This is a genomic window from Flavobacterium fragile (assembly GCF_023634865.1).
GTDB classification, from domain to species: domain Bacteria; phylum Bacteroidota; class Bacteroidia; order Flavobacteriales; family Flavobacteriaceae; genus Flavobacterium; species Flavobacterium fragile.
In genome coordinates this window covers 114,990-131,200 of sequence record NZ_JAMLJN010000006.1, presented here as the reverse complement: position 1 = coordinate 131,200, position 16,211 = coordinate 114,990, and the positions used below count along the sequence as shown (strand labels likewise).

Genomic DNA, 16,211 nt, shown 5'->3' with positions numbered 1-16,211 from the left:
AAATTCTAATTTCAAACTTCTACATTTAAAATGAGTTTATCCACTTTAAGTATAAAAAGGCCTGTATTTACCATTGTTATCAATTTGTTAATTGTACTTTTTGGTATTTTAGGATTTAGTTATTTGGGCGTTCGCGAATTTCCATCTATTGATCCGGCGGTGATTAACGTTCGAACGAATTATACCGGTGCCAATGCTGATATTATCGAATCGCAAATCACCGAGCCACTTGAAAAAGCCATTAACTCGATTGATGGTATTCGAAATATTACATCTTCAAGTAATCAAGGATCTAGTAACATTACTGTTGAGTTCAAGTTAGAAAAAAATCTGGAAGAAGCCGCTAATGATGTACGTGACAAAGTTGCCCAAGCCGTTAGAAGTTTACCGCAGGATATTGATGCGCCACCAGTTGTCGCTAAAGCCGATGCGGATTCAGATGCGATAATTTCGATGACCGTTCAAAGTCAATCTAGAAATGCTTTAGAATTGAGTGATTATGCTGAAAATGTAATTTCCGAGAGAATTCAAACGATTCCTGGTGTGAGTAGCGTACAAATTTGGGGACAAAAGCGTTATTCGATGCGTATTTGGATGGATCCATTGAAATTAAACGCTTACGGAATTACCGTTGCTGACGTTCGAAATGCGCTTGACAAACAAAATGTAGAATTACCTTCGGGAAAATTAACGGGTAAAAACACCGAATTAATGGTGAAAACGCTTGGTAATTTATCCACCGAAAAAGAATTCAACGATATCATCATTGTAGCTGATGCTAATAAAACAGTTCGTTTAAGCGATATTGGCTATGCCGTTTTAGCAGCAGAAAATTTAGAAACCAAGTTTACCGAATCAGGAAATCCAATGGTGGCAGTGGCGGTTATTCCTCAACCCGGAACAAACTATTTAGAAATTGCCGAACAATTTTATTCGGAAGTAGAAAAACTTAAGAAAGACTTACCTAGCGACATCAAATTAGATATTGCCTTGGACAATACCGTTTTTATCAAAAAATCGGTTGTAGAAGTTGCGGAAACCTTAGCTATTTCAGTAATTCTGGTAATCCTTATTATTTTCTTATTTTTTAGAGATTGGTCAATCGCATTCCGACCATTAATTGATATTCCAGTTTCGTTGATAGCTACCTTCTTTATCATGTATTTGTGTGGTTTTTCCATCAATGTATTGACTTTATTAGCCATCGTATTAGCTACAGGATTAGTAGTAGATGACGGTATTGTAGTAACCGAAAACATCTTCAAAAAAGTTGAAGAAGGCATGTCACCTATCGAAGCAGCGATTAAAGGTTCAAATGAGATTTTCTTTGCTGTAATTTCGATTTCGGTAACCTTAGCAGCGGTGTTTTTACCTATTATTTTCTTGGAAGGTTTCGTAGGACGATTGTTCCGTGAATTTGGAGTGGTCATCGGTGCCGCCGTACTGATTTCCGCTTTTGTATCGTTAACATTAACCCCAATGTTAAATGCTTACTTAATGAAAGGTGGCGAACAAAAGAAAACAAAATTCTATGAAGCTACAGAACCTTTCTTTGTGAGTTTAAATACGGGATATGCCAATGCATTAACCAAATTCATTAAAAGAAAATGGTTAAGTTTTCCTATTATCATCATTTGTTTGGGATTGATTGTATTGTTTTTTGCTATCCTTCCTAAAGAAACTGCACCTTACGATGACAGAAGTTTAGGAGTAATTAGTGTAACCACTCCAGAAGGTGCTACCTATGAATACACAGACCGATTCATGGAAGAATTATCTGATTTAATTAATGATTCGATTCCAGAGAAAAAAGTAGCTTTAGTGATTACTTCTCCGGGATTCTTATCTTCCTCTGTAAATGCGGGAAGAGTTCGTTTGGCTTTAGTGGATCCAAGTGAAAGAGAGCGTTCTCAAAAAGACATTGTAGATCATTTGAATAAAATGACTAAAAAATATCCGCAAGCAAAAGTTAATGTTTCAGAACAACCTACGATATCTGTGAACCGTCGTGGAGGTTTGCCTATTCAATACATTATTCAAGCGCCAAATTTTGAAAAATTGCAAGAAAAAATTCCACAATTCATGGAAGAAGCAAGTAAAAACGAAACTTTCTCAAATGTAGATGTGAATTTGAAATTCAATAAACCTGAAATTAACGTAACGATTAATCGTGAAAAAGCGGAAAGTTTAGGAATTTCAGTTTTAGATGTGGCGCAAACATTGCAATTATCTTTGAGTGGACAACGGTTTGGTTATTTCATGCAAAATGGAAAACAATATCAAGTTATTGGACAATTTGATGAGAAAGACCGAGATGCTCCTTTGGATTTAACTTCGATGTTTGTAAAAAATAAAGCCGGAGAATTAATCCAATTAGACAACGTAGTTGAGGTAGAAGAACAAAGTAACCCACCACAATTATTCCATAACAATCGCTACATGTCGGCCACAGTTTCTGCTGGTTTAGCACCTGGAAAAAGTATGATTGACGGTATCAATGCGATGGATGAAATCAAAGAAAAAGTGTTAGATGATTCTTTTACAACCGATTTAGGTGGTGAATCACGTGACTTCGTGGAAAGTAGTTCCAATACTTCTTTTGCTTTCGGATTAGCTTTGTTATTAATCTATTTGATCTTAGCCGCACAGTTTGAAAGTTTCATTGACCCATTTATCATCATTTTAACGGTACCAATGGCGGTAGCCGGTGCGTTATTCTCGCTTTGGTTATTTGGACAAACATGGAATATCTTTAGTCAAATTGGAACCGTCATGCTAATTGGACTCGTTACCAAAAACGGAATTCTGATTGTCGAATTTGCCAACCAACTTCGAGAACAAGGAAAATCGAAATATGATGCTATTTTAGAAGCTTCAGAAGCGCGTTTACGACCTATTTTAATGACGAGTTTGGCTATCGCTTTAGGAGCGCTACCTATTGCTTTATCGCTTGGAGCAGCTTCGGCCAGTAGAATGGGAATGGGAGTTGTAATTGTAGGCGGAACGATGTTTTCATTAATCTTAACTTTATTTGTAATTCCAGCCATTTATTTAATGTGGTCAAGAGCCAAAAAACACCGACCAGAATTTGATAATTTAGATGCCTTAGAGAAATAAAATAAACCGCAGATTCGCAAATTAAATTTTTAGTAAAAATAATTTGAATTGATCTTTTCAACAATTATTTAAAAAACTTACAAACAAAAAAATCTGCGAATCTGCGGTGAAAACATAATAAAACTATGCGAAATTTATATACGACCTTTTTTTTGATTTTTATTGGATTTTCTTCCCAAGCACAAGAATTGTTGACGTTAGAAGATGCTGTTAAAATTGCTTTAGAGAACAATTACGATATTAAAATTGCAAAAAATAATTCGAAAATTAACGAGACTAATAATAGTTTTACCAATGCTCGAATGCTTCCTACAATAAACGCCAATTTCACAAATAATAACAGCCAATTAGATACCAAGCAAACACAGGCGGATGGTTCAAGAAGAGAATTGGATAATGCTAAAAATATGAACTTAACCTATGGTGTAGGTCTGGATTGGACTATTTTTGATGGATTGAGTATGTTTGCTAGAAAGGAACAATTAAATGTTTTAGAGCAACAAGGTAAAGCAGCATTACAAGCTGCCATCTTAACCAAAATTAGTGACGTTTATACTACGTATTTCGATTTGGTTCAGCAACAACAGGTATTGGCATCGATTGATACGGCAATTGTAATTTCGAACCAACGTTTAGCTACAGCAAAAAATCGATTCACTATTGGCAAAGCCTCTAAGTTAGAAGTCTTAAATGCCCAGGTAGATTTAAATAGTGATTTGAGCTTACAACTTAGACAAAAAGAAATTATCAAAATAAGTAAAATCAGATTGAATGAACTGTTAGTTCGTGATACTCAAACTGATTTTGCAGTTGCGAAAGATATTAGTTTTGAACAAAGTTTAGACTTTAATACATTACAAGCAACAGCCGAAAAACAAAATCCGCAATTACAAGCGCAAATTTTATCCAAAAAAGTTGCCGATTTGAATTTGAAACAAGTGAAAGGAAATCGCTATCCAACGGTTCGAATAACTTCGGGATATAATTTTACGCGTTCGGAAGCTTCTTTGGGATTCATCACGCAATCTTCTGGACAAGGTTTTGTTTATGGTGTAACGGCTTCTGTGCCTATTTTTAATGGCTTTCTTCAAAACAGAAATGAAAAAGTAGCGAAATATCAAGTGGAAAATGCTAGTTTACTTTTAGAACAACAAAAACTATCTCTAAGCTCACAATTATCGTCTTTATATGCGAGTTATCAAACCAATTTAGAGTTGGTAAAAGTGGAAGAAAAAAACTTAGAAATCGCCAAACAAAACTTAGATATCACATTGGCTAAATTCAAAATTGGAACCATTACAACCGTTGAATTTAGAACGGCCCAACAAAATTTTGTAGAAGCCGCTGTTCGTTATTCAAATGCACAATATGTTACCAAACTTTCAGAAATTAACTTAAAAGAATTAGCAGGAACCTTACAATTGAATTAATATCTTATTTTTGTGAGGAATTGATGTGTTTTTTATAACTCATCAACTTTAAACATTTAAACTTTTAAAGTAAGATATGGTTCAGTACAATCCGAAAGACTGGATAGGTTATTTATTTCGTTTTCACAAATCAGACACCTTTCGTCAACTAATTCCGATGATGTTGTTAATCGGCTTGTATGCTGGTAGTATAGCCTATTTAGAACTCGAATATTGGAAACTTTCGGAAAACAGCAATGTTAAAAACCTGAACTTAATGCATACCACGGTAGGTTTTGTATTGTCGTTGTTATTAGCTTATCGAACCAATACAGCCTATGATAGATGGTGGGAAGGTCGAAAACAATGGGGTATTCTAGTTAATAATAGTAGAAATTTAGCCATTAAACTTTCGGCATATTTAACAGAAGAAAATGATCGATTTTTCTTTAGAAAAGCGATTCCTGCTTATGCATCCATTTTATCCAAGCATTTAACTAATGAAGATGTTAGTAAAGTATTATATGATGGTCTCGATTTAGAAATAGACCAACACAAACATCGCCCTAATCAGGTGGCTAAAATGATTTTTCAGAAAGCCAATGATTTATACCAATCAGGTAAAATTTCAGGCGAACAATTTTATATTATCAATAGTGAATTACAATCTTTTACCGAGGTATGTGGTGCTTGTGAACGCATCAAAAACACTCCTATTCCCTATTCTTATAGCTCTTTTATCAAGAAATTCATCTTCTTCTTTATCATGACCTTACCTTTTGGATTTGTATTTAGTCTAGGCTATTATGTAATTCCAGTTGTGGTTTTTATTTTTTATGTATTAGCAAGTTTAGAATTAATTGCTGAGGAAATTGAAGATCCTTTTGGTTTTGACGCAAATGATTTACCAACCGAAAAAATTGCTTCAAACATAAAAAAACACATTGAGGAAATCTTGTAAAAATAGTGCTTGAAAAATTCTTCTCACTTCATTAAAATAATGTTATAAATACGCTACTTGTATTTGTACGACTACTTATGTTTTAAAATTTTAAGTGTAAGATTAAAATTTTAAAACATATTATTTATTGCAATAAACCCCCGCGTTATGAAATTTTTTCTAGTTTTTTTTACTAGACAAAACTACTATTTTTTAAATTATAACTATTTTTTTTTAAACATTGTTTTATATTGCCAGCTTTTAGATGTGGTAAATATATTTTTGTATAATTATTCAGATACCAAACCTGATAATTTCTATTAAAAATAATACTATCACATTTAAACTACTTATACAAATTAAATAATTAAAAAAAGTAAATTATGACTAAACTTAAAATTATTCTTCTATTATTTTTTTCTCTAAATCTGTCATCACAAGATTCAAACACCAAAATGAAAAATGACTCTACACATTTAAATAAATTACAAAATAATAATTCTATAGATTATGTAACAAAAACACATTTAAGAATGATCTTCAATGATCTTATTGCTAACAATTATTTTTCAAAAAAACAAGTTGCCATTCTAAACAATTTTCAAGAATTAGTGGACTTCAAAATGAAAACTAATGGATATTCTTTTGAAGCTATGGACAAAAATGCATTCAATTTATTTGAATCAAATCTAATACTTTTTTGGAGAATGGACGTCACATCAACTAAAGCATTATATGAATTCTATGTGACGAAATCAGAAAACGAAACCCAAAAATTATCTTATACTTTTGTATTAGAAAAAGAAAATTGGAAATTAACTCATAATTAAACATGAAAAAAAATTTACTTATTTGGATCGGACTGTTAATTTCCTTTTTTTCATACGGACAATTTACAGGAACCAACAAAACAATCAACTCAGGTGATTTACGATTTGGTAATGGTATAGAACTATCAATTAATAATACGGGTAACGTACAACAACCCTTTTATTACAACAACACTTACGGTGGATGGCGTCAATTAACTTTTTCTAATTATCCCCTAGATTATATGTTTGGACAAGGTGGTGATGGCACGTCAGAATGGAATCTTAACGGAACTATGACACAAAACCCTATAATGACAGGGCAAGTATTTGACGATAGTGGGTTTATTATTACCTCTGGTTCTACAGGTTATGGAACTATAAAAGTTAAGGGAACCATTACAATAGGTTCCGCAACATTTGAACTAACTAACACTTATACAACTGGACAAACAGACAACTTTGTTTCTGTGGTTACTACAATCAAAAACATTGGATCTTCAAATGTAACTAACCTTCGTTTTTGGATTGGTACTAGAGATGATTATGTGGGAGGTACTGACGTCCCAACCAAAACGAGAGGGAATATTGTAAATGGAGTATTCACTCCTTTAACTGCAGCTTCACAACGTGCAGCAGCCTTAATGATTAAAACAGGCGACGAGGGGGTAATGTTCTTTACAAATTCAAACAGAGGTAACAACGTTCATGCTGGCTGTTGTAGTTTCACAAATGCAACAAATGTCAACCCAGCGACTGCAGTAATCGAAGCAACTAATGATGGTTCATACAGCATGTACGTTCGTATGAACGATTTAGCAGTGGGTGCGTCAGATACTTTCAACTGGTATTATGCTGCAGCTTCATTGAATGAATTAGCTGATGTAGTAGCAGCAGTTGCCGATGCAAGTAGTAGTGTACAAAACATTACTTCAAATTCTGCAACCTTAAATGCTAACTCGAGCGTTAATGCGACAGGATATTTTATAGTTGTTCCTCAAGGATCTACAGCTCCAACAGCAACGCAAATTATGACAGGCACTTCTTATACTGGGGGAACAGTTGTTAATAGTGGAAACCAAGTTTTATCAGCAGGAGCCACATCTCCATTTCCTTTAACAGGTTTATCACCTTTAACAAATTATACGGTTTATTTTGTTACTCAATATACTGACACTAACAACAATGTTGTTAATTCTGCAGTAACGTCTTCAAATTTCACAACATTGTACACTTGCGCTACTATTAACCAAAGAAGTAATGGAAATGGACAAGCCAATTTATGTCCCGGGGTAAGTGGCACACCAACTAATCCAAGTGTTACTAGCACAATATATGCCAATGTTCCAGTGACTTCAAAAACAGGAAATATTCAATTCAAATATACCCCTACATCTTTACCGGGAATTATTCCTGCTATCAACAGAATTTGGATTGATGGAGTACTAAGTACAGTTCAAGCTGGCCCTCCATCCGTTACAACTACGAGTGGTGGAGATTATTTAGTAACCTATTGTTTTTACAATGTTAATTTACCTAACGCAGGTAACTACACTTTAGAATTTGTAAACCCCTCTACAGGTCAACCTGTTGGACGATGTACTTTTGATGGATCATCAGGTGTTTCAACAACCGAACCTGTATTAACAATAAATACAAATCCAACAATTAGTTCAATTACAAATCAAACAGTTTGTCAAGCTGCTACTCCTGCTACAATAAACTTTACTATTGGAGATGCAGAAACAACAGACTTAACTTTAATGACTGTTACTGCAACTTCAAGTAATACGACTTTATTACCAAATGCAAATTTAGTTTTAGGGGGTACTACAGCAGCAAGGACATTAAGTTATACTTTCGCTTCAGGTCAAACAGGAACAACTACAATTACGATCACAGTAGTTGATCCATCGGGTGGAACAGCTACAAGAACTTTTACAATTACTCATTTAACAACACTTGTGCTCAATGCTGCTTCACAAACCAATATTGCGTGTTTTGGAAATGCCACAGGTGCTGCTAGTGTAAGTGCTGCAACTGGCGGAGCTGGCGGATATACTTACAATTGGACACCTGGAAACCCTACTGGAGATGGCACAACGTCTGTAACTGGTTTGACAGCTGGTACATGGACTTGTACGGTTACCGATGCTAATGGTTGTACTGCGTCTAGAACTTTTACAATAACACAACCATCTAGTGCTTTAGCACTAACTGCAGCCTCACAAACAAACATCGCATGTAATGGCAATGCAACAGGTGCAGCTAGTGTAAATGCAGCAACAGGAGGTTCGGGTGGATATACTTATAATTGGACACCTGGAAACCCTACTGGAGATGGTACAACTTCAGTATCAGGATTAACAGCTGGAACTTGGACATGTACGGTAACAGATGCCAATGGATGTACTGCTTCTCAAAGTTTTGTTGTAACACAACCAACTGCATTAGTGGTGGCTTCAAATTCACAAACTCAAGAATCATGTCCTGGAGCTAATAATGCTACTGCCTCTGTTTCTATTTCGGGTGGTGCTGGTGGATATACTTATTCATGGTCTCCTTCAGGAGGCACTGCAGCAGCAGCTTCTGGATTAACTGCAGGTACTTACACAGTTACTGCTACAGATGCCAATGGTTGTCAAATTGCTCACGTATTTACAATTACAGCAATTCCGAACCCGAATATTTCATATTCACAAAGTGCTTACACTTTATACTCAGGAAATGCAATATCTCCTCTAACTCCTTCAAATTCAGGTGGACCAGTAACAGCTTGGACAATTGCACCTACACTACCATTAGGATTATCAATTAATCCTAGTACCGGAGTAATTTCAGGAACTCCTGCAGATGGTTTTAGTAATACTACTTATACCATTACAGGAACAAATGGTTCTTGTAATGATACTACTACTATTGAATTAAACGCTTTAACTTGTTATGGCTTTAATGCTAATGACATGATTTTAAGAGGAAATGCTACAATATCTGGAGGAGATGTAACTTTAACAACTGCTTCTGGATACCAATTTGGTGCATTATGGAGTACTGACCGTTTGGATTTAACTAAAGATTTTAGAGTAAAATCACAATTATACTTCGGTAACAATGACGCTGGTGCTGATGGTTTAGCATTTGTAATTCAACCTCTAAGTAGTAACGAAGGTTCTGCAGGTGGAGGTATTGGATATTCAGGTATTAACCCTTCTCTTGCTATTGAATTTGATACATATTTCAATAGCCCTGGCGACCCTTACTCAAATGACCACATGGCAATTATGACTAACGGAAATACCACTAATCATACTAGCCCTATTGATCTTGGAAATATTGAAGATAATGCATGGCATGATTTTGAAGTTAGTTGGACTGCTAGTACCAATAATTTAAAAGTTTACTACGATGGAAGTTTAAGATACAACCAAACAATTGATATTGTTAACAATATCTTTAGTGGAAATGAAAATGCTTATTTTGGATTTACAGCTGCCACTGGTGGTGCTGTAAATACACAAGCTGTAAGACTATTAGAGAGTTGTTTAACTCGAATATTAAACTTACCACCTACTGTAACTACCATTGATAATTTTAATAGTTGTTTCAATCAAACAACTCCTGCTCAATCTTTTACAATCAGCGACGATACAACACCTTTTGCTAACATTTCAGTTACAGCAACTTCTTCAAATACAACATTAGTCCCTAATAATCAAATTACGATTACGGGAAGTGGCGCTACAAAAGAGATTTCCTTAACCCCTGTTACGGGTCAATTTGGAACAACTACTATAACAATTGTAGTAGAAGATCAAGAAGGATTATCAGTTTCTGAAAGTTTCACTGTAACAATTGACGACACAGTAGCTCCTACTGTTGTAACTCAAAACGTTACTATACAACTTGATTCTAATGGTAATGCAAATATTACTACTGGAATGATTGATAACGGTTCTTCTGATAATTGTGATATTGACACTATTACTTTAAATACTATTAGTTTCAATTGTTCAAATGTAGGTGATAATACGGTAACATTAACTGTTACAGATGTTAAAGGGAACTCAAGCTCAAATACAGCAATAGTAACGGTTGAAGACAATATTAATCCTACTGTATTATTTACACAAAATATTACCATACAATTAAACGCTTCTGGAACAGCTAGTATTTCAACAAGTGATATTGATAATGGTAGTTTCGATAATTGTGGAATTGCTTCAATGACTTTAAGTCAAGTAAATTTTGATTGCTCACACTTAGGGAACAATTCAGTTGTATATACCGTAGTAGATAATAACGGAAATACAGTTACTCAAAACGTTACAGTTACTGTTCTAGATAACATTAACCCTGTGGCTATTGGCCAAAACATAACTGTATCTTTAAATGCAGATGGTCAATTAATTTTAGACCCAGCGTTAATCGACAATGGTTCTTATGACAATTGTGATTATACACTAACTGCATCTCCAAATACATTTGGACCAGCTAATATTGGGGTAAACAATGTAATTTTAGTAATAACAGATTCATCAGGCAACTCACATTATACTGTTGTACAAGTTACAATAATTGATAATGTAAACCCTACTGTTAATACTCAAAATATAACCATCAACTTAGACAGCAATGGTTTAGCAAGTATTACAGCAAACCAAGTTAATAATGGATCTACAGATAATGTACAAATAGCAAGCATGAGTGTGGCTCCAAATTCGTTCACTTGTGATGATTTAGGTGCAAATACGGTAACCCTTACTGTTACAGATACTTCAGGAAATAATAATACAGGAACAGCTACTGTAACAGTAGTTGACAGTATTGCTCCGACAATAAATTGTCCGTCTGACCTTACAGTTTCTAATAATCTAAATTCTTGTGGAGCTGTTGTTAATTACAGTAACCCAATAGTAAACGATAACTGTAGTGTCCCTTCAAGTTCTGATGTCATTATAAATGGAGATTTTGAAAATGGAATGACTGGATGGACAATTGATTCAGGTAATGGAAGTAATTCGGGTTGTAGCCAAGTATGGATGGCAACAACTAACATTTGTCCTTGTAATTGTTTACAAAGTTCATCTGGTTCTAACTTTGCCTCTACAGCTATTGATGGAGACGGACCGACCACTTACATAATGAGTCAGCCTTTAAATGTTCCAATAGGACTGATTAGTGCCGACCTTTCGTGGATTCAAGCAGCAAGTGTTGATATATATGGGGGTGCAAATCGTAGGTTCAATGTAACCCTATACGATGCCACTAACACAACGTTACTTGCCACATTATACACAGAGGAATTTGTAAATGGATTTACATACTATGATTGGACTACCAAAAATATTAATGCTCTAAGTGTATTATCTAATCACGAAGGCAGTACTTTAAATCTAAGGTTTGAGGCTTACATTCCTGAAACTTATACCGGCCCTGGTGCTCTAGGAGTAGATAATGTATCATTTGTATTAGTTGGCAATGCATTACCTACACCTGTTCAAATCGCTGGACTTCCTTCTGGTTCATTATTCCCAATAGGAAATACTACAAACACTTTTAAAGTAACTGATGCTTCAGGAAATACCTCATCGTGTTCTTTTACAGTAACTGTCAACGATACTGAAAACCCCACAATTACAGCTCCTGCTAACGTAATTACATCTACTAATAACGGTTGCTATGCACTTAATGTGGCTTTAGGAACTCCAGTAACAGCGGACAACTGTTCGGTAACGAGCGTTACTAATAATGCACCTACTACTTTCCCTCTTGGAAATACTACTATAACTTGGACAGTAACAGATGCTTCTGGTAATACAGAAACAGCAACTCAGGTAGTAACTGTAATAGATACGCAACTTCCTACTATCGTAGCTCCGATGGCAATCAATACCACTACTAATACCAATTGTACAAGAACGGGATTAGTATTAGGAAATCCTGTAACTAGTGACAACTGTTCGGTTACCTCTGTAACTAACGATGCTCCTATTGCCTTCCCATTAGGAACTACAACCGTAACTTGGACAGTAGTAGACGGTTCTGGTAACACAGCTACGGCTACGCAAGTAGTAACCGTAACAGATGTAACATTACCAACAATCTCAGCACCTGCAGATATTGTTCACAATTTAACTAGTGGATGTAGTGTAACTGGCTTAAATCTAGGTACACCAGTAACTTCCGATAATTGTTCGGTAGCAACAGTAACAAATAATGCTCCAGCAACGTTCCCTATTGGAACTACTACAGTAACTTGGACAGTAACAGATGCTTCTGGTAACAAAGCTTCTGCTACTCAAACTGTAACCGTTGTGGATACTATTTTACCAACTATAACTGCTCCAATCTCAACAACTTGGCCAACCAACATGGGATGTTATGGAGTAAATGTGTTATTAGGTTCGCCTGTTGTTAATGACAATTGCTCTATCGCAAGCATCACAAATAACGCACCGTATCTTTTCCCACTTGGAAATACTACTGTAACTTGGACAGTAACAGATACGGCTGGTAACACCGCCTCTGCAAATCAAGTTGTTACAATTGTAGATATTATACCACCTTATTTAATAGCTCCAATAGCAATTAATACTACAACTAATACCAATTGTACTAGAACTGGTTTAGTTTTAGGAAATCCAGTTGTTACTGATAATTGTTCGATTTTATCTGTAACTAATAATGCTCCCACAGCCTTCCCATTGGGAACAACAACGGTGACTTGGACAGCAACTGACGGTTCTGGAAATATTACTACTGCTACACAACAAGTAACGGTAACTGATATTATTTTACCAACAATTGTTGCACCTGCAAATATTATTGTTAATGCTTCTGCTAACTGTACAGCAACTAGTGTTTCTTTAGGAACTCCTGTAATTGCTGATAATTGTTCGGTAGCAACAATAACAAATAATGCTCCAGCAACGTTCCCATTAGGAATTACTACAATAACATGGACTGTAACGGATGGTTCTGGAAACAAAGCTTCTGCTACTCAAACAGTAACCGTTGTGGATACTACTTTACCAACTATTACAGCTCCTACTAATGTAACTGCTTCAACGAACAATGGTTGTTATGCTGTTAATGTTGCTTTAGGTACTCCAATAACAGCGGATAATTGTACAATTACTTCTGTAACTAACAATGCACCTAGTACGTTCCCATTAGGAAATACAACAGTAACTTGGACTGTAACGGATGGTGCAGGAAATACAGCTACTACAACTCAAATTGTAACAATTGTAGATACACAAGCTCCATCAATTGTGGCACCAATCGCAATAAACACTACAACTAATACCAACTGTACAAGAACCGGTTTAGTTTTAGGAAATCCAGTTGCAACGGATAATTGTTCGTTAGCTTCAGTAACTAATGATGCTCCTTCTGCTTTCCCATTAGGCACTACAACTGTAACTTGGACAGTAGTAGATGGTTCTGGTAACACAGCTACAGCTACGCAAGTAGTAACCGTAACAGATGTAACATTACCAACAATTACAGCTCCTGCTGCAGTGAATGTAACGACAAATACAGCTTGTACAGCAACTGGAGTAACTCTTGGAACTCCTGTAACTGCTGACAACTGTTCAGTAGCAAGCGTAACAAACAATGCTCCTGCAACATTCCCATTAGGTGCTACAACCGTAACTTGGACAGTTGTAGATGGATCTGGAAACACAGCTACAGCTACTCAAATTGTAACGGTAACAGATGTAACAAATCCAACAATTACAGCACCTGCTGCAGTAACTGTTTCAACAAATAATGGATGCTTCGCAGTGAATGTAACACTTGGAACTCCAGTAACGGCAGACAACTGTTCGGTAGCTAGTATAACTAATGATGCTCCAGCAACATTCCCATTTGGTGCTACAACTGTAACGTGGACTATTGTAGACGGTTCTGGTAATATAGCTACTGCTACTCAAGTGGTAACTGTAATTGACACGCAATTACCTACTATCGTAGCTCCTATTGCTATAAATACAACCACTAATACAGGTTGTACAAGAACGGGATTGGTATTAGGTAACCCAGTAGCTTCTGATAACTGTTCGGTAGCAAGCGTAACTAACGACGCGCCGGCAGCATTCCCATTAGGTACTACAACTGTAACTTGGACTGTAGTAGACGGTTCTGGTAACACAGCTACTGCTACTCAAGTGATAACGGTAACAGATGCTACCTTACCAACAATCACAGCACCTGCTGCAGTGAATGTAAATGCTAATGCAACATGTACAGCAACGGGAGTAAATCTAGGAAATCCAGTAACTGCTGACAACTGTTCAGTAGCAAGTGTAACTAATGATGCTCCAGCTACATTCCCTATTGGAACTACTACTGTGACTTGGACTGTAACGGATGGTTCTGGTAACGTAGCTACTGCTACTCAATTAGTAACTGTAATCGATACTACTTTACCTACAATAACTGCTCCTAACAATGTTATTACTTCAACTAATAATGATTGTTATGCACTTAACGTAGCTTTAGGTAATCCTATGACCGCAGACAACTGTACGGTTGCATCTGTAACTAACAATGCTCCGTTTGCCTTCCCATTAGGAAATACAACAGTAACCTGGACTGTAACGGATGCTGCAGGAAATACAGCTACTGCCACTCAAATTGTAACAATTCTGGATACACAAGCTCCAACAATTGTGGCACCGATTGCAATCAATACTACAACAAATACCAATTGTACAAGAACTGGTTTAGTTTTAGGAAATCCTGTTGCAATGGATAACTGTTCAGTAGCCTCTGTAACTAATAATGCACCTGTTGCTTTTCCTATTGGATCTACAACTGTAACTTGGACAGTAATAGATGGTTCAGGTAACATAGCTACAGCTACTCAAGTAGTAACGGTAACAGATGTAACACCTCCAACAGTAATAACACGAAACATAACTGTTCAACTTAATGGTAATGGGGTAGCTACAATAGTGGCTAGTGACATTAACAATGGTACTTTTGATAATTGTGCTCTAGCAACAATAGTAGCAAATCCTACTACATTCACTTGTCAAAATGTAGGACCAAACACTGTTACATTGACAGCAACAGACATATATGGAAATTCAGCATCTGCAACAGCAATAGTAACTGTTGTTGACCCTGTAGCTCCAATCGCAAATGTTCAAAATATTACCATTGTTTTAGACGATCAAGGAATGGCAAGTATTACAGCTGATATGATTAACAATAACTCTACTGATAACTGTGCAATTGCATCGATTTCCGTAAATATTGTTAACTTCAATTGTGATGATTTAGGTCCAAATTCAGTTATTTTAACAGTTACAGATTATAGTGGAAACACTTCTAGTGCAACAGCTATTGTAAATGTTGTTTCTAATGATATCGACACGGATTTCGATGGAATCAAAAATAATTGTGACGATGACGATGACAATGATGGTATTTTAGATGAAAACGATAATTGTCCGTTACAATTTAACCCGGATCAAGCAGACTTTGATGAAGACGGAATTGGAAATGCTTGTGATGATGATGACGACAATGATGGTATTTTAGACTTACAAGACAACTGTCAATTTGGATATAACCCATTACAAGAAGATAGAGACAACGATGGAATTGGTGATGTTTGTGATATAGTAGAAATCAATCCTTCTGAGGCTATTACTCCAAACGGAGATGGTATTAATGATACTTGGATCATTTACAATATCGAAAATCATCCAAATAATACAGTTAAAGTTTATAATCGTTGGGGTGACTTAGTATTTAGTGCTAGAGGATACCGTAACGAATGGAACGGATATTATAAAAACCGTGAACAATCACTTCCTGATGGAGGTTCATATTACTATCAAATCGATTTAGATGGCAATGGAACTGTAGACCATGATGGTTGGTTATACATCTCAAGAAACTAATCACTTCCAATTTAAG

Annotated in this window: 5 protein-coding genes; all 5 read left to right on the top strand. The window is 35.8% G+C overall.

Annotated features, from left to right (window positions below):
• The first annotated feature begins 30 nt into the window (after window positions 1-30).
• The 5 genes from NAT47_RS08705 to NAT47_RS08685 all read left to right on the top strand — a co-directional run bounded on the left by NAT47_RS08705 (window position 31) and on the right by NAT47_RS08685 (window position 16,195).
• The gene (locus NAT47_RS08705) at window positions 31-3,117 is read left to right on the top strand and encodes an efflux RND transporter permease subunit (protein WP_250582009.1); all 3,087 of its coding nucleotides are present in this window, start codon (window positions 31-33) and stop codon (window positions 3,115-3,117) included.
• Window positions 3,118-3,242: 125 nt separating this feature from the next.
• Complete coding sequence (locus NAT47_RS08700) at window positions 3,243-4,547, top strand: TolC family protein (RefSeq protein WP_250582008.1); 1,305 nt, start codon at window positions 3,243-3,245, stop codon at window positions 4,545-4,547.
• Between the two features lie 76 nt (window positions 4,548-4,623).
• Window positions 4,624-5,487 carry a bestrophin family protein gene (locus NAT47_RS08695; protein WP_250582007.1) on the top strand — a complete coding sequence of 288 codons (864 nt, stop codon included), beginning with the start codon at window positions 4,624-4,626 and terminating at the stop codon, window positions 5,485-5,487.
• 362 nt (window positions 5,488-5,849) lie between these two features.
• Window positions 5,850-6,296 (top strand): hypothetical protein, encoded by a 447-nt coding sequence (locus NAT47_RS08690; RefSeq protein WP_250582006.1) that lies wholly within the window; start codon window positions 5,850-5,852, stop codon window positions 6,294-6,296.
• Window positions 6,297-6,298: 2 nt separating this feature from the next.
• Window positions 6,299-16,195 (top strand): HYR domain-containing protein, encoded by a 9,897-nt coding sequence (locus NAT47_RS08685; RefSeq protein ID WP_250582005.1) that lies wholly within the window; start codon window positions 6,299-6,301, stop codon window positions 16,193-16,195.
• Window positions 16,196-16,211: the final 16 nt, after the last annotated feature.

Excerpts from the sequence above, each read along its gene's own strand:
- NAT47_RS08695 (WP_250582007.1), top strand. The coding sequence starts at position 4,624 with ATGGTTCAGTACAATCCGAAAGACTGGATAGGTTATTTATTTCGTTTT.
- NAT47_RS08700 (WP_250582008.1), top strand. The coding sequence starts at position 3,243 with ATGCGAAATTTATATACGACCTTTTTTTTGATTTTTATTGGATTTTCT.
- NAT47_RS08690 (WP_250582006.1), top strand. The coding sequence starts at position 5,850 with ATGACTAAACTTAAAATTATTCTTCTATTATTTTTTTCTCTAAATCTG.
- NAT47_RS08705 (WP_250582009.1), top strand. The coding sequence starts at position 31 with ATGAGTTTATCCACTTTAAGTATAAAAAGGCCTGTATTTACCATTGTT.
- NAT47_RS08685 (WP_250582005.1), top strand. The coding sequence starts at position 6,299 with ATGAAAAAAAATTTACTTATTTGGATCGGACTGTTAATTTCCTTTTTT.